Genomic DNA, 15,517 nt, shown 5'->3' with positions numbered 1-15,517 from the left:
GTCACCTCCGGCGCAGTTTTCTCTTGTAGAATCAGCGCTTTGCTCAATCCCTGCCACGCCGCCGCGTGTGCGGCAACGCGAGACAGAGACCATGTTCGAGATCCATTCCGGCGACATCGTCGCAGCCGCCCTGGCCGCCGCTGGCGCCTGCCTGCTGTGCAGCATTCCGGGCGAATTCCTGCGCCGCTTCCCGCTGTGGGCGGTGCGCACCTACGGCCGCGGCGCCCTGCTGATGCCGTTCCTGGCGATGATGGTCGGCACCTGGCTGTTCCGCCTCGGTGTGGCCGGCCAGCTCGATACCGATGCCGGCCAGGCGCTGGTGGTGGCAGCCGGCTTCCTGGCCAAGCTGCTGCTGTCGGCGCTGCTGCGCTTCTACCTGAAGGAATACCGCAAGCGCTGAGGTCGTTCCCCAGCCGCGTCCCTGGCCGGCCATTTGTGCCGGCTGGCCCACCTTGCCCTGCCCACGCGCATACGGCGGCGCCGCCGAATCGCGTATGATGCGGCCTTTCGCGTACCGCGCCACCGCGCCCGGACGCAGCCGCACACCTCACTTCATGGCGCTCAAGTCCACCATCTTCAAAGCCGAGCTGGCCGTCTCCGACATGGACCGGCCCTACTACGGCAGCCACAGCCTCACCATCGCCCAGCATCCGTCCGAGAATGACGCGCGCATGATGGTGCGCGTGCTCGCCTTCGCCTGCGAAGCCACCGAGTCGCTGGCCTTCACCCGCGGCCTGGATGAGCCCGACGAGCCCGACCTGTGGGACAAGCGCCTGACCGGCGATATCGCCCACTGGGTCGAGCTGGGCCAGCCCGACGAAGCGCGCCTGAAGCGCGCCGCCGCCCGCGCCGAGCGCGTGACCGTGTACACCTACAGCGGCGCCAGCGCGCGCGAGTGGTGGAAGGGCATGGCGGGCAAGGCCGGCAAGCTGCGCAACGTCACCGTCTACAATGTCCCGACAGAAGCGGTCGACGCGCTCGCCGCGCTGGCGCAGCGCGCGATGCGCCTGTCGGTGACGATCCAGGACGGCGATATCTGGGTCGCCGACGACGACCGCAACGTGCAACTGCGACTGGACGTGCTGCAGCGCGCCCAGGATTGAACGAGGCGGCCACCGCCGCGCTCCCGATTCACCTCGACTGGTCCCTGCCAGTTTTCATCGGAAGGAAATCACCATGCAAACCACGCCCTCTGGCCTGCAATACGAAGACACCACCGTCGGCTCCGGCGCCGAAGCCACCGCCGGCAAGCACGTCACCGTGCACTACACCGGCTGGCTGTACGAGAACGGCCAGGCCGGCCGCAAGTTCGATTCGAGCAAGGACCGCAATGACCCGTTCGTGTTCCCGCTGGGCGCCGGCCACGTGATCCGCGGCTGGGACGAAGGCGTGCAGGGCATGAAGGTCGGCGGCGTGCGCCGCCTGGTGATCCCGGCCGACCTCGGCTACGGTGCGCGCGGCGCTGGCGGCGTGATTCCGCCGAACGCGACGCTGCTGTTTGAAGTGGAACTGCTGGCGGTCTGATCGCCGCCACGTCGCTCCCGCGCGGGCGGGAGCGGCAAAACGGGCGCGCGCCGCGCGCCTCGTTAGCGGACTCAGCGGACTCAGAAACCGATGGCGGCGTTGCCGACATCGACGCGGACCTTGTCGCGGTCCAGCAGACGCGCCGCATGGCGCGCATAGTCCTGCGCCCAGGCAGGATCGCCGGAGAAGCGCGCTTCTCCGGAAAACTTGGCGACGTTCAGGATCTTGTCGATCACCAGCACCTTGCCGACCGGGCTCGACGCCTGGCAATCGAGTTCGGTGTACTCCCGGTCGAACCAGCGCCACGCCGCATCCTCGCCGACCGCGGCCAGCTCGTCCGCGCCGATCGTGAAGTCATACTCCTTGCCGCTGCCGAACACCACCGTAAGCGTACGCGCCATCGCAGGTTCCTCCTGGTCGGATTGAGGCTCCCATTGTAAAGACTGCCCGCCACCGCGGGCCAGCAAAACGCTCCGGGCTGACGGCGGACAAGCGTGCGCGTGCATGCATCGATCCGGCATCACGCCGGGTAGCAAGGCCGCCACGCGGCCGCGACCGTTGTCCAGCGCCCACACCGCTGCCGCCGGCTCAGGCATTTCCGGGAAAAACTGGCAGTTATGTCATTTTCCCCACCTGCCCGGGACGCAGCTTTGATTTATGCTTGCAGCATGGCCATTACGCGACAGGACCTCGAATCCGACCGGCTGCGCACCTCGCTGTGCAGTACCCCGGTCGCGTCCTCGCTGTTGCCCGAGCACGTGCTGGAGCAGTCCCTCTGCGACGCGCTGGCATGCAAGCCCGAAGATCCCGCGCTCGGCGGCGATGTCTGGGTGTTCGGCTATGGCTCCCTGATCTGGAACCCGATGGTGGTGCACACCGAGCGCCGGCGCGCGACCGTGCATGGCTACCACCGCGGCTTCTACCTCTACTCCCGCATCAACCGCGGCACCTGGGACAATCCGGGGCTGGTACTGGGCCTGGATCGCGGTGGCTGCTGCCACGGCATGGTGTTCCGCATCCCCAGCCACGTGGTCGAGCAGGAATTCCGCGTGCTGTGGCGCCGCGAGATGCTGACCGGCGCGTACCACCCGCGCTGGCTGCGCATCCGCACCGGCGCCGATGGCGATCAGGGCCCCGGGCAACGCGCCCTGGCCTTCGTCATGAACCGCACGCACGAGTCCTACGCCGGCCGGCTGCCGGACACCAGCGTGGTCGAGCGGCTTCGCCACGCCGCCGGACTGTACGGCCCGGCGCGCGAATACCTGCAGCAAACCCTGCTGGGGCTGGCCACCAACGGCGTCGATGACCCCTATCTGGGGCGGCTGTGGCGCCAGCTCCAGGCGGACGATGCCGCCGACGCCGAAAGCGCCGCCGCCCAGGCTGGCGCGGCCGGCACCCGCACGGACGACGTCCCGCCCTTGCCGGCCCGGCCTCGCGAAACCGTCTGAGCCGAGGAGTTCCCGCCATGACGCGCCCCGCCGCCCGCAGCCGCAGACAGGTACTCAACGAGATGCTGGGCCTGATGGGCTTGCTGGTGGGGGGCAGCCTGCTGGCGGCGCAGGGCGGCCAGACCCTGGCGGCACGGCCCGGGGCCGGCGGCGCCAGCCAGCCCGGCGCCGCGCAGCCGCGCGGCACGGCGCGCGCACCGCTGCGCAGCGACGGCCTGAGCGCACTCGACCGCAATTTGATCACCGCCGCCAGCATCGGCGACCAGGACATGGTGGCGCGCCTGCTGGCCGCGGGCGCCACCGCGCGCGCAGCCGACGAACGCGGGCGCAGCGCGCTGCTGGCCGCCGTGCAGAGCCGCCACGTCGAAGTCGCGCGGATGCTGATGCTGGCCGGCGCGGACGTGAACCACAAGGACGCCGACGCCAACAGCCCGTTCCTGCTGGCCGCCACCAGTGGCCAGGCCGAGATCGTCCGGCTGGCGCTGGCGCATGGCGCGGACCTGTCCAGCACCGACCGCTACGACGGCACCGCACTGATCGGCGCGAGCCAGCAGGGCCATGTGGAAGTGGTCAAGCTGCTGCTGAAAGCGGGCATTGCCGTCGACCACGTCAACAACCTGGGCTGGACGGCTCTGCTTGAAGCGGTGGTGCTGGGCGATGGCAGCACGCGCTACGAGGAAACGGTGCAGTTGCTGCTGGATGCCGGCGCCGACGCCAACCTGGCCGACCGCGAAGGCGTGACGCCGACCCGCCATGCCCGCGAGCGGGGATACAAGACGATGGTGAAGATGCTGATGCGAGTGCGGGGGCATTGAGCCTCGCCCCGTGGCGGTTCGCCAGCAATGGGAACCCGCCCCGGGCATAGGCTGGCGGCGCAGATCAGGCCGCCGCGGGCTTCTGCTCTGCCACGGCTCGCGCGTTCTCGCTCTCCTGCAGTTGCCGCCACATCACCTTGCCGGTCCCCGACTTGGGCAGCGCGTCCACGAACTCCACCACCCGCGGATACTTGTACGCGGCCATGTTCTCCTTGGCCCAATCGATGATCTCGTCCGGCGTGGTCTTGCCCTTGGCATGGGCGCGCAGCACCACCACCGCCTTGACGGTCTCGCCGCGGTACGGGTCGCGGGTGCCGATGATGCAGGCCTCCTGCACGTCGGGATGCTTGTACAGCAGGTTCTCCACCTCGGCCGGCCATACCTTGAAGCCCGACGCGTTGATCATGCGCTTGAGGCGGTCGGTGATGAAGTAGTAGCCCTCCTCGTCCATGCGCCCGAGGTCGCCGGTGCGGAAGAAGGTCTTGCCCTCGAACTCGATGAAGGACTCGCGCGTGGCGTCTTCCTTGCCCCAGTAGCCCTTGAACACCTGCGGGCCGCTGACGATGATCTCGCCGATCTCGTTGGGCGGCAGTTCCCTGAGCGTGACCGGGTCGATCACGCGGGCGTCGGTGTTGAAGGTCGGCACGCCCAGGCACTGCAGCTTGGGCCGGTCCGACGGGTTGCTGTGCGTCGGCGCCATGGTCTCGGACAGGCCGTAGCCTTCCAGGTAGTGCAGCCCGAACTGCTCGCGCAGGCGCTCGGCCACGGCCTGCGGCATGGCCGCGCCGCCGCCGCCGATATAGCGCAGGCTCGACAGGTCGAACTGCGCCAGGTTGGGGCTGGCCAGGAAGTCGATCACCATGGTCGGGATATTGGTCCAGTGCGTGACCTGGTAGCGCGAGATCAGGCGGCCGGCCACCTCGCGGTCCCAGCGCGGCAGCATCACCACGGTGGCGCCGCTGTAGATCGGGCCGTTCATGCCGTACTGCATGCCGGTGACGTGGAACAGCGGCAGCACCGACAGGATCACCGACTCGGCGCCCGAACCCGACCAGGTCGCGCCGCCGACAATGTTGTGCATGACCGAGCGGTGCGTATGGATGCAGCCCTTGGGAAAGCCGGTGGTGCCGGAGGTGTACGGCATCACCGCCATGTCGTCGGGCCCGGCAGTATGCGGCCCCGGCTGCAGGCCTGCGGCCAGCGCCTCGGCCCATGCGGTCGCGCCGGCGGGCAGCGCGTGCGGCGTGGTCAGCCACGCGGGCGGCGCGTCTTCGGGGTGCTCGTGCGTGGGCGGCAGCGCGTCGGCGTACTGCGTCACCAGCAGGTGCTGCAGGCGCTCGGCCGGCGCCAGTTCCGCCACGGCCTGGTCCACGCCGGCGGCCAGGTCGGCGGTGCAGATAGCCACGCGCGCCTGCGCATCGGTGACGTAGTGCTTGAACTCCTCGGCGCGGTTCATCGGGTTGACCGGCACCACCACGGCGTCAGCGCGCAGGATCGCGTAGTAGCTGATGATGAACTGCGGGCAGTTCTGCATGTACAGCAGCACCCGCTCGCCCTTCTTCACACCCGCCTTCTGCTGCAGCCATCCGGCCAGCGCGGTGGCCTGCGCTTCCAGTTCGCGGAAGGTGATGGCGTTGCCGAAATAGCGGATCGCCGCCTTGTCGGCATAGCGCAGCGCGGACACTTCCAGGTTGTACCAGAGCGACGTCTCGGGCAGCACGATGGCGGTCGGCAGGCGCCTTGGCCAGAACTGGAAATGCGGGCGAGCTGGGTTCTGCATGAAACGTCTCCTGTGCGTCGGTCTTCGGACCGGGTCTGTCGGTATGGTCAAGGACTATAACTGAACGATCGTTCTATTTTCAACCGGTGACTTTCCCGGACGCCGGCGAGCGGCTACGGCCGAACACAACGGGCAGCCGTTGTATTTGGCGCCTTCGCCCTCACAATAGAGGGATCTCCGCCTCTTTCCAGGATTGTTCATGAGCGACGTCAACCTGCAGAATTTCGAGACTGAAGTGATCGACGCCTCGCACCAGGCGCCGGTGCTGGTCGATTTCTGGGCGCCCTGGTGCGGCCCCTGCCGCACGCTGGGTCCGATGCTGGAACGGCTGGAGGCAGAAGCCGAAGGCAGCTGGAAACTGGTCAAGGTCAATGTCGACGAGAACCAGGAGCTGGCCGCGCATTTCGGCGTGCGCAGCATCCCCCATGTGGTGGCGATCGCCGACGGCCAGGCCGTGGACCAGTTCACCGGCGTGCTGCCGGAATCGGGGCTGCGCGAGTTCCTGGGCCGGCTGGCGCCGGGCCAGGCCAGGTCGCCGCTGGCCGAGGCGCAGGAACTGGCCGCCGCCGGCAACCGCGACGGCGCCGAGACCCTGTTCGCCGACGCGATTGCCGCGGACCCGGAATCCGACGCCCCGCGGCTGGCCTATATCGGCTTCCTGCTGGACGGCAACGCCGTCGACCGGGCCAGGGCGGAATTCGCGGCGCTCTCGCCGCGCGCCGAGCATGAAGATGGCTACGGCGCCCTGCGCACGCGCATCGAAGCCATGGAAAACGCCGCCGGCCTGCCCGATGAGGCCACCCTCACCGGCCGCATCGCCGCCGATCCGCGCGACCTGGCGGCCCGGCTGGACCTGGCGCGGCTGATGATCGCGCGCCAGCAATACGAGCCGGCGCTGGAGCAGCTGCTGGCGATCGTGCGCACCGACCGCGGCTTCGAGGACGATATCGGCCGCAAGACCATGCTGTCGGTATTCGAGATGCTGGCCGACCGGCCCGAAGTGGTGTCGCGCTGGCGCCGCCAGCTGAGCACGTCGCTGAACTGAGCGGGAGCCAAGCGCCATGTCCACGCCCCGCCTGATCGATTTCAGGACCGAACCCGCCCCGACCCACGACCGCCCGCGGCCCGACCGCCTGGTGTCGGGCAACCCCGACTGCACCACCTGGACGCACTACAGCGCCGAACACGGCGATTTCGATTGCGGTATCTGGGCCTGCGAGCCCGGCGCGTGGCGCATCGCCTTCCCGGCGGGCAAGGAAGAGTTCTTCCATGTGATCAGCGGCCGCATCCGCATCAGCGGCGAGTCCGGCCAGGCCAGCGAGTTCGGCCCGGGCGACGCCTGTGTGATCCCGGCGGGCTTCACCGGCCTGTTCCAGGTGCTGGAGCCGGTGCGCAAGTATTTCGTGGTGATCGACCGCGACGCGGCGCGGCCTGCCTGACCTGGCTTCGGCCGGCTTCGGGGGATTCAGGCCGCCTCAGCCGGCCCTTCCACCAGCGTGAAGCCGTTCTCGCGCATATGCTCGACCATCATCGTGTCCATCGACTTGACGTGATGGTCGAACCAGCCTGACAGCTCGGACACCAGCCGGCGGCCCAGTCCGAATTCGCCGTCGGTCCGGACTTTGTCGCGCACGGCGACGGCCACGGCCAGCACCTGCTTGTGCTCGCCCGCGTGGCAATGGCGCGGGCCGAAACCCATCGCCTCCATCCACTGTTCTTCCTGCGCGAAATGGTGGCGCGTATGGTCGATCCACTCGTCCATCGCGGCCAGGAAGCCGGCATCGTCGGCACTGGCCACCGCGGCCAGCAATTGCACGAACTCGGCGTGGGTGGCATCGGTGACCGGTTCGCCGAGATGGAGGTCTTCGGGCAGGCCGGCGGAGGAAAGCTGGTCTTTGGCGTCCATGGGGAGCGGCGGCAATCGTGGGGAAATCGTGTGGGGAACGGCAAGGATACCGAATCGCCGCGGCCCGCATCTGATCTTGCGCAAGCCGGGCGGGTATGCTGTGGGGTATGCGCCCCGCCCGCCACCTTTATCGCACATGCCACGACTGATCTTCTTCTGCGGCCATGCCGGCACCGGCAAGACCAGCCTTGCCCACCGCCTGATCGGCCCGCTGATGCAGGCCACCGGCGAGCCCTTCTGCCTGCTCGACAAGGACACGCTGTACGGCCGCTACAGCGCCGCTGCCATGGCCGCGATCACCGGCGACCCCAACGACCGCGACAGCCCGGCCTACCTCGACAACCTGCGCGACCCCGAATACCAGGGCCTGCTCGATACCGCGCGGGAAAACCTGGCGCTGGGCATCAGCGTACTGGTGATCGGCCCGCTGTCGCGCGAGATTCGCGCCCACCTGCTGAACGATCCGGAATGGCTGCAGGTGCCGCAAGGAACCACCGTCCGCATCGTCTGGGTGCACCTGCCGGAAGACGAAGCGCACGCGCGCATCATCCGGCGCGGCAACCCTAACGATGCCTACAAGCTGGAGCACTGGGACGCGTACCGCACGCGGCGCTTCATGCCCACCGCGGACGAATATCCCGAACTGATCTTCTTCGACAACCTGGCGCCGGGCGAGGCCGAGGTCGACGGCCTGCTGCGCGCGTTGAGCGCCTGAACGTTGTGCGGCGGCTGACGCTGTGCGGCCTTAGCCGCGCACGATCGCGCCGATCGCCGCCGACGCCGCCACGAAGCCGAACACGGCCGTCACCGCCACCGACGAGCCGAAGCCCGCGCAGGCCAGCCCCTGCGGCCCGCTCGCAACCGGATGGCCGGCGTGCCCATCGTGCGGCGGCGCCTCGTCGATCTCGCAGGCCTGCTGCTCAGGCTCCGGATACTGCAGCGGCTCGTCGGAATAGACCGCGGCAATGCCGAACTTCTTCTTGGGGTCGCGCGTGAAACCCCACTGCTTGCGCAGCCCGGCGCGCACCTTGGACAGCAGCGGGTCCTGGATCGTGCGCGCCAGGTCGTCGATGCGCACGCGCGTGGGATCGAGCTGGCCGCCGGCGCCGCCGCAGGTGATCACCGGCACGCCCTGGCGCCGCGCCCAGCCGAGCATTTCAGTCTTGACGCGCACGGCGTCGATGGCGTCGATCACGTAGTCATAGCCGGCGCCGAGCAGCGCGGGCACGTTGTCGGTGGTGACGAAGTCGTCGACCTGCGTCACCCGGCAGCGCGGGTTGATGGCGACGATGCGCTCGGCCATGGCCTCGACCTTGGCGCGCCCGTAGGCATCGCCCAGCGCGTGGACCTGCCGGTTGGTGTTGGACAGCGCGATATGGTCGAGGTCGATCAGCGTGATGCGGCCGACCGCGTTGCGCGCCAGCGCCTCGGCGGCCCAGCTGCCCACGCCGCCGATGCCGACCACGCACACATGGGCCGCCTCAAGCCGTGCCAGCCCGGCAGCGCCATACAGCCGCGCGACGCCGCCGAAGCGGCGGTGGTAGTCGTCGTCGGCCGGGCTTTCGTGGGTCAGCGGCTCGGGCAGGCCAGGCAGATGACCGGGGAGGTCTCCGGGAAGCTCGCCAGGCAAGGGGTGTGCGGCATCGTTCATGCTGAGGGCTCGGAGTGGGGACGAGGCGGCCGCGGCCGGGGCCGCGCCGGCAGAAAAAACCGGCATTATCCGGCGGCGATGTCAGCCAATCCCCGACAAAGACGGAAAGCGCGCAACTATACAATAGACCTGCAGTGGTCCGTTCGCCGCCCTACGCAAGGCCCGGCAAGCCCCCACCAGGCCTTTCGGGCCGGCCGGTACCAGCGGACCTGCCCCGCCATAGAGGAGCCCCCCTCATGCCCATGCGCCGCAAGGTCGTCCTGTGGAGTGTGCTGACACCGATCGCGCTGATCGCGCTGCTGGTCATCCTGTTCCTGACCTTCGACTGGAACCGCGTCAAACCCTGGCTCAACGACAAGGTTTCCGAGGCCATCGGCCGTCCCTTTGCCATCAACGGCGACCTTACCGTGACCTGGCGCCGCGGCGAGGGCGAGACCGGCTGGCATACGCTGGTGCCGTGGCCGCGGTTGTCGGCTCGAGACATCACCATCGCCAATACCGACTGGGCCAGCCAGCCCCACCTCGCCACCGTGCGCGAACTGATCTTCGTACTGCGCCCGATCCCGCTGCTGGCGCACCAGATCGCCGTGCCCACCATCGTCGTCGACAGCCCCGCGGTCTGGCTGGAGCGGCTGGCCGATTCGCGCAACAACTGGACGCTCGAGTTCGGCCCCAAGAAAGGCCCGTCAAAATGGGAGCTGGATATTGGCGAAGTAGTGCTGGCGCGCGGCAACCTGGCGCTGGCCGACCAGTTCAAGAAGATCGAGTTGCAGGCCCAGCTCGACACCATCGGCGACAACCCGCTCTATGACAAGGCGCGCGACGGCGCGCTGGTCGGGCCGCAGGCTTCCGCCGTGCCGCCCGGGCCACCCGCCAGCGGTGCGGCGGCATCCGCGCCGTCGGCAACGTCCCCGCCGTCCGCCTCGGCGCCGTCTGCATCGGGTCCGCCCGCCTCGGCCACCGCCGGCAACGACCGCTACGGCTTGCGCTGGAAAGCCACCGGCCGCTACAACGATGCCACCATCAATGCCAGCGGCAAGGCAGGCACCGTGCTGAGCCTGCGCAATACCGATGTGCCGTTCCCGTTCCTGGCCGATGTGCGCGTGGGCACCACGCGCGCGCTCATCGAAGGCACCGTGACCAATCCCGCCCACCTGGCCGCGGTCGACGTCCACCTGACGCTGGCCGGCGACAGCATGGCCAAGCTATATGCGCTCACCGGCGTGGTGCTGCCGTCGACCCCACCCTATGAAACCCGCGGCCGGCTGATGGCCACGCTGCGCAAGGAAGGCTCGATCTACGAGTACCAGAAGTTCACCGGCCGTGTCGGCGGCAGCGACCTGTCCGGCACGCTGACCTTCACCAAGCGCGAGCCGCGCCCGCTGCTGGCCGGCACCCTGCAGTCGAACCAGCTGCGCTTCGTCGACCTGGCGCCGCTGATCGGCGCCGACGCCAAGCCCGGGCAACCGGCCAAGGACAGCCCGGTGCGGCAGCCGCCCGACAAGGCCCTGCCGGTGGCGCCGTTCCGTACCGAGCGCTGGGACAAGATCGATGCCGACGTGCACTTCACTGGCAAGCGCATCATCCGCGACGCGGACCTGCCCATCACCAACCTGGTCACTCACCTGAAGCTGCAGGATGGCGTGCTGCTGCTCGATCCGCTCAACTTCGGCGTGGCCGGCGGCAACCTCGTGTCGAACGTGCGCCTGGACGGCAAGCGCGAGCCAATGGGCGCGATGGTCGACATGACCGCGCGCCACATGAAGCTCAAGCAGCTGTTTCCCACCATCGACCTGATGCGCGCCAGCATCGGCGAACTCAATGGCAGCGCCAGGCTGTCCGCCACCGGCAATTCGGTCGGGACACTGCTGGGAACATCCAACGGCGAGGCCAAGCTGCTGGTAGAGAACGGCACCGTCAGCAAGTTCATCCTGGAAGCGATCGGCCTGAACGTGGGCAGCCTGGTGATCAACAAGCTGTTCGGCGACCGGCCGGTGCAGATCAACTGCGGCGTCAGTGACTTTGCCTTTACCAATGGCATCGCACGCGCGCGCACCTTCGTGCTCGATACCGACGATGCCGTCATCGTGACCACCGGCGGCATCGACCTGCGCAGCGAGCGGCTGGCGCTGACGATCCATCCGGACTCCAAGGGCCTGCGCATCTTTTCCCTGCGCTCGCCGCTGTACGTGGGCGGAACCATGAAGAAGCCGACCGTCAGCCCCGACATCGGCGTGCTGGCGCTGCGCGCCGGCGGGGCGCTGTCGCTCGCCCTGGTGGCGCCGGTCGCCACCGCGGTACTGCCGCTGGTGGACCTGTCGCCCGGCGGCGACAGCAGCAAGTGCGCCACACTGCTGGCCGACCTGCGCAAGCGCCCGCTCGCGCCGCCTCCCGGCAAGACCTATAAGGATCCAAAGGCCGGCGGTACCGCGGGCATGACCGCAGGCAAGCCGATCCCGCCGGAAACGCCCGGCACCGCCGCACAGGCCGAGGCGCAGGCCGGCCGCCCTGCACACCGGTCGCCCCCGCCAGAGCGCGAAGCGCGCAAGCCATTGCGCCCGGACAACGACGCGGCGCTATACAAGGGCGGCTGAGCCAATGGACACCCCGGCGCCTTGCCGGGAATGTCGCCGCGTGGCGACATGTCTGCAGTTGTCTGAAGCGAAACAGCAACACTTCCGCCGGCTGCGACATCCCGTCGCAGATTGCCGTTGTAACTCGCCCACATGCGGCGCATAATTAAACGGCCATTTACAAGAAGTTTAAGCATGGCAAGCATCGGATGCGAGGCGGGTTCGCCCGTTCGCATTCTTCGGAAGGCGCGGCTGCGGCCGCCCTTTGTTTCCGCTTGTTTTCGTTTTTTGTTGTCCGCCTCGGCACGGCCGCCGGCCGCCCACGAGCGCGGCCCCACGACGCCACTCGCCCGCCCCCATGTCGCTGCCGCACACCGCCGTCCCGCCGATCACCTGGCTGATCGCGCTGACGGTGTGCAACCACGTGGCATTCAACGCCAGCCGCGTGGTGGTGTCGCTCTTCGCGATTTCCCTCAAGGCTTCCACAGTCACGCTCGGCGTGCTGATGTCGCTGTATGCGCTGCTGCCGATGCTGCTCGCGATCCGCGCCGGCAAGCGCATCGACGAGATCGGTCCACGCAAGCCGATGACCGCCGGCTCGCTGATGCTAGTGGCCGGCACGCTGCTGCCGGCGCTGTGGCATGAACTGGATGCGCTGTACCTGTCGTGCGCGCTGATCGGCGTGGGCTTCATGCTGGTCCAGGTGGCAATGCAGTTGCTGATCGGCCAGGTCTCGACCAACGAGACGCGGCTGCGCAATTACACCTGGCACGCGCTCGGGCTGTCGGTGTCGGGCACGCTGGGGCCGGTGGCGATGGGCTACGTCATCGAGCATGCCGGATTCCGCCCCGCTTTTACCGTGCTGGTCGGGGTGGCGCTGGTCGGCCAGGCCGGCCTGCAGTGGGTGCGCCCGCGGCTGCCGGCGCAGGGCGGCAATGCCGGCCGCATCGCCATCGAGGACGGCAGCCGCCGCTCCACGCTGGACCTGCTGCAGTATCCCGAGCTGCGCGCCGTCTTTGTCGCCAGCGCGGTGCTGTCGGCGGCCTGGGACCTGCATGCCTTCCTGATCCCGATCCAGGGCTCGCGCATCGGATTGTCGCCGTCGTCGATCGGCTGGGTGCTGGGCGCCTTCGCCATTGCCACGCTGATTATCCGCGTGGCGATGCCGCTGGTGTCGCGCCGCCTGTCGGAGTGGAAGATCATCCGCACCGCGCTGCTGGTGGGCGCTCTGGCCTACCTGGCCTACCCGTTCGTCACGCATTTCTGGCTGATGTGCGGGCTGGCCTTCGTGCTCGGGCTGGCGCTGGGCAGCGCGCAGCCCAATGTCATGAACATCCTGCACACGGTGTCGCCGCACGGGCGCGCGGGCGAGGCGCTGGGCCTGCGCTCCGCGGTGCTCAATACCAGCCAGGTAGTGTGGCCGCTGACCTTCGGCGTGGTCGGCACGGCGCTTGGCATGCTGCCAATCTTCCTGTCGATGGCCGGAGCCATGGGCGTGGCCGGTTACTACTCGCGGCGCCAGGGACGCCGGGCGCTGCCGCCGGCTTGAGCCCCGGCGCGCGCCCTGTCCACTGTGACGCCGCCCGCACGCCTTGCCGGCGCGCAAATGCGGCCCGCGAAGCATTCGCTATACTCGAATCAGCCGGACCTGCGCCCTCGCCCCCGGGGCCCGCCGCGCATCCCGACCGATTCTCCGATGATTGTGCCATGACTCAACTCGCCGACCTCCGCCGTACCTATGTCCTGGGCTCGCTGTCCGAAACCGACGTGGCCCCCGACCCGATGAGCCAGTTCAAGCGCTGGTTCGACGAGGCGGTCACGGCCAAGCTGCCCGAACCCAATGCCATGACGCTGGCCACTGTCGGCGCCGATGGCCAGCCTTCCGCGCGCATCGTGCTGCTCAAGGGCATCGACGACCGCGGCTTCACCTTCTTCACCAACTACGAGAGCCGCAAGGGGCTGGACCTGGCGGCAAACCCGCGCGCCGCGCTGCTGTTCCACTGGGTACAGCTGGAGCGCCAGGTGCGCGTGGAAGGCATCGTCGAAAAAGTTGCCGACGACGAGAGCGACGCCTATTTCGCCTCGCGCCCCCTCGGCTCGCGCGTGGGCGCGTGGGCTTCCGAACAAAGCCGCGAAGTGCCCGGCCGCGACGTGCTTGAGCAGCGCGAGCTGGAATACCGCAGCAAGTTCGGCGACAACCCGCCGCGCCCGCCGCACTGGGGCGGCTACAGGCTGGTGCCGACCGCGATGGAATTCTGGCAGGGGCGCCCTTCGCGCCTGCATGACCGCATCGCCTATCGCGTCCAGCCGGGCGGTGCCTGGCAGATCGTGCGCCTTTCGCCCTGACGCGCTGGCCACGGAGGTCCGGACGGGTCTGTCCCGGGGGCTTCCCGAGGGTGCGCTGCACTGCCCGCGGAATTCGACTAAAGTGGGACTGGCGTCGCTTGGTGATTTTTACGCAAGCGCTCGCGACGGACTCGGGTCAAGGCTCGGGGCAGTACCTGCCTTGTCCGGAGGACCGGTCGAGCGCGTGCCGCAACCATCGGGAGGTAAAGCGCATGTTTTTCAAGCAAGCCCTGGAAAAGCAACTCGACAACTGGATCGCCGACCTGCGTGACAATGCCAACCTGCCGGTCTGCTTGCGCCTGTGGAATGGCACCGAATATGCCTTGGGCCATTTCGACAAGCCGCAGGTCACGCTGACCGTGCGCGAGGCCGCGGCACTGCCGCTGCTGCTGACGCCAAGCCTGGACAACCTGGGCGAGGCCTACGTGCAGGGCAAGATCGACTTTGACGGCAGGCTGGCCGACATCATCAAGGTCGGCTACGGCCTGTCGGCGGCCGCCACGCGGCGCGCCGGCGGCGCGCTGGCCAGGGTGGCGCAGCATTTCTCGCACACCAGGCAGAAAGACAGGGAATCGATCCAGTACCACTACGACGTTTCCAACGACTTCTACAAGCTCTGGCTCGATCCCAACATGGTGTATTCGTGCGCCTATTTCGAGAACGGCGACGAGGACCTGGCCACCGCGCAGCTGAAGAAAATCGACCATATCCTGACCAAGATCCGGCTGCAGCCCGGGCAGACGCTGCTGGACATCGGCTGCGGCTGGGGTGCGCTGGTGCTGCGCGCCGCGCAGAAGTACGGGGCGCGCTGCGTGGGCATCACGCTGTCGCAGAACCAGTTTGACCTGGCCGCCGAGCGCGTCAGGGCGGCAGGACTGTCCGACCGCATCGAGATCCGGCTGCAGGATTACCGCGACACCACCGGCACCTTCGACCGTATCACCAGCGTCGGCATGTTCGAGCACGTGGGCAAGGACAACCTGCCTGGATATTTCCGCCGCATGCGCGAACTGCTGGCCGATGACGGCTACGCGATGAACCACGGCATCACCTCGCCCGATCCCGACAACGGCCAGACGCCGATGGACGGCGCCGAGTTCATGGACCGCTACGTGTTCCCGCAAGGAGAACTGCCGCACATCGGGCTGGTGCTGAAGACGCTGGAGCAAGGCGGCCTGGAGGCGATCGACGTGGAACTGCTGCGCCGCCACTACGCGCAGACTTTGCGCCACTGGGCCGATAATTTCGAGGCAAAGGGCGAAACCATCCGCGATATGGTCGGCGAGAAGAAGTACCGCATCTGGCGCGTGTACCTGGCCGGCTGCTCGCATGCCTTCGAGACCGACAAGATGTCGATCTACCAGGTGGTCTGCCACAAGGCCGGGATGTCGTCGGGCACGGTGCCTTGGTCGCGCCGCTATATTTATGAGCAGCCCATCGGGCGCAACGACTGAACGATACCGAACCCGAAACC

The 15,517-nt window shown here is 68.3% G+C and carries 16 protein-coding genes; 12 read left to right on the top strand and 4 right to left on the bottom strand.

Annotation, left to right across the window (positions count from 1 at the left end):
- Window positions 1–91: 91 nt before the first annotated feature.
- The 3 genes from ACAD63_RS04725 (at window position 92) to ACAD63_RS04715 (ending at window position 1,524) form a co-directional block, all read left to right on the top strand.
- Window positions 92–400 (top strand): hypothetical protein, encoded by a 309-nt coding sequence (locus tag ACAD63_RS04725; protein WP_434033503.1) that lies wholly within the window; start codon window positions 92–94, stop codon window positions 398–400.
- Window positions 401–554: 154 nt separating this feature from the next.
- Complete coding sequence (locus ACAD63_RS04720; protein ID WP_195427359.1) at window positions 555–1,103, top strand: YaeQ family protein; 549 nt, start codon at window positions 555–557, stop codon at window positions 1,101–1,103.
- 73 nt (window positions 1,104–1,176) lie between these two features.
- The gene (locus tag ACAD63_RS04715) at window positions 1,177–1,524 is read left to right on the top strand and encodes an FKBP-type peptidyl-prolyl cis-trans isomerase (protein WP_018008195.1); all 348 of its coding nucleotides are present in this window, start codon (window positions 1,177–1,179) and stop codon (window positions 1,522–1,524) included.
- Window positions 1,525–1,604: 80 nt separating this feature from the next.
- On the opposite strand, the gene ACAD63_RS04710 is transcribed toward ACAD63_RS04715, so the two are convergent.
- The gene (locus ACAD63_RS04710) at window positions 1,605–1,925 is read right to left on the bottom strand and encodes a hypothetical protein (RefSeq protein WP_133097387.1); all 321 of its coding nucleotides are present in this window, start codon (window positions 1,923–1,925) and stop codon (window positions 1,605–1,607) included.
- A 267-nt stretch (window positions 1,926–2,192) separates the two neighbouring features.
- Between ACAD63_RS04710 and ACAD63_RS04705 the strand changes: the two genes are divergently transcribed.
- On the top strand, window positions 2,193–2,972 hold the full coding sequence (locus tag ACAD63_RS04705) for a gamma-glutamylcyclotransferase (protein WP_434033502.1): 780 nt from the start codon (window positions 2,193–2,195) through the stop codon (window positions 2,970–2,972).
- Window positions 2,973–2,989: 17 nt separating this feature from the next.
- The gene (locus ACAD63_RS04700; protein ID WP_434033501.1) at window positions 2,990–3,787 is read left to right on the top strand and encodes an ankyrin repeat domain-containing protein; all 798 of its coding nucleotides are present in this window, start codon (window positions 2,990–2,992) and stop codon (window positions 3,785–3,787) included.
- A 64-nt stretch (window positions 3,788–3,851) separates the two neighbouring features.
- Here the strand turns inward: ACAD63_RS04700 and ACAD63_RS04695 are convergent, their stop codons facing one another.
- A complete protein-coding gene (locus ACAD63_RS04695; protein ID WP_135705674.1) occupies window positions 3,852–5,567 on the bottom strand; it encodes a long-chain fatty acid--CoA ligase in 1,716 nt (571 codons plus the stop codon).
- Between the two features lie 199 nt (window positions 5,568–5,766).
- Between ACAD63_RS04695 and trxA the strand changes: the two genes are divergently transcribed.
- The gene (gene trxA / locus ACAD63_RS04690) at window positions 5,767–6,612 is read left to right on the top strand and encodes a thioredoxin (protein WP_133092392.1); all 846 of its coding nucleotides are present in this window, start codon (window positions 5,767–5,769) and stop codon (window positions 6,610–6,612) included.
- Window positions 6,613–6,628: 16 nt separating this feature from the next.
- Window positions 6,629–7,006, top strand: coding sequence for a cupin domain-containing protein (locus ACAD63_RS04685; RefSeq protein WP_434033500.1), 378 nt, complete (start codon window positions 6,629–6,631; stop codon window positions 7,004–7,006).
- A gap of 26 nt (window positions 7,007–7,032) precedes the next feature.
- On the opposite strand, the gene ACAD63_RS04680 is transcribed toward ACAD63_RS04685, so the two are convergent.
- The gene (locus tag ACAD63_RS04680; protein WP_133092394.1) at window positions 7,033–7,473 is read right to left on the bottom strand and encodes a bacteriohemerythrin; all 441 of its coding nucleotides are present in this window, start codon (window positions 7,471–7,473) and stop codon (window positions 7,033–7,035) included.
- A 136-nt stretch (window positions 7,474–7,609) separates the two neighbouring features.
- Here ACAD63_RS04680 and ACAD63_RS04675 point away from each other — a divergent pair, with 136 nt between their 5' ends.
- A complete protein-coding gene (locus tag ACAD63_RS04675) occupies window positions 7,610–8,188 on the top strand; it encodes an AAA family ATPase (RefSeq protein WP_133092395.1) in 579 nt (192 codons plus the stop codon).
- A gap of 30 nt (window positions 8,189–8,218) precedes the next feature.
- Here ACAD63_RS04675 and tcdA read toward each other — a convergent pair whose 3' ends face one another.
- A complete protein-coding gene (gene tcdA / locus ACAD63_RS04670; protein WP_243736723.1) occupies window positions 8,219–9,124 on the bottom strand; it encodes a tRNA cyclic N6-threonylcarbamoyladenosine(37) synthase TcdA in 906 nt (301 codons plus the stop codon).
- Window positions 9,125–9,360: 236 nt separating this feature from the next.
- Here tcdA and ACAD63_RS04665 point away from each other — a divergent pair, with 236 nt between their 5' ends.
- The 4 genes from ACAD63_RS04665 to ACAD63_RS04650 all read left to right on the top strand — a co-directional run bounded on the left by ACAD63_RS04665 (window position 9,361) and on the right by ACAD63_RS04650 (window position 15,497).
- Entirely contained in the window at window positions 9,361–11,718 is a 2,358-nt protein-coding gene (locus ACAD63_RS04665; protein ID WP_135705676.1) for an AsmA family protein, read from the top strand.
- Window positions 11,719–12,055: 337 nt separating this feature from the next.
- On the top strand, window positions 12,056–13,246 hold the full coding sequence (locus tag ACAD63_RS04660) for an MFS transporter (RefSeq protein WP_434033499.1): 1,191 nt from the start codon (window positions 12,056–12,058) through the stop codon (window positions 13,244–13,246).
- A 158-nt stretch (window positions 13,247–13,404) separates the two neighbouring features.
- Entirely contained in the window at window positions 13,405–14,043 is a 639-nt protein-coding gene (pdxH, locus tag ACAD63_RS04655; protein ID WP_133092398.1) for a pyridoxamine 5'-phosphate oxidase, read from the top strand.
- 212 nt (window positions 14,044–14,255) lie between these two features.
- Complete coding sequence (locus tag ACAD63_RS04650) at window positions 14,256–15,497, top strand: SAM-dependent methyltransferase (protein WP_133092399.1); 1,242 nt, start codon at window positions 14,256–14,258, stop codon at window positions 15,495–15,497.
- The last annotated feature ends 20 nt before the right edge of the window (window positions 15,498–15,517 follow it).

Source organism: Cupriavidus sp. a3, assembly GCF_051015765.1.
Lineage (GTDB): Bacteria > Pseudomonadota > Gammaproteobacteria > Burkholderiales > Burkholderiaceae > Cupriavidus > Cupriavidus oxalaticus_A.
This window is presented reverse-complemented; position numbering and strand designations above follow the sequence as displayed.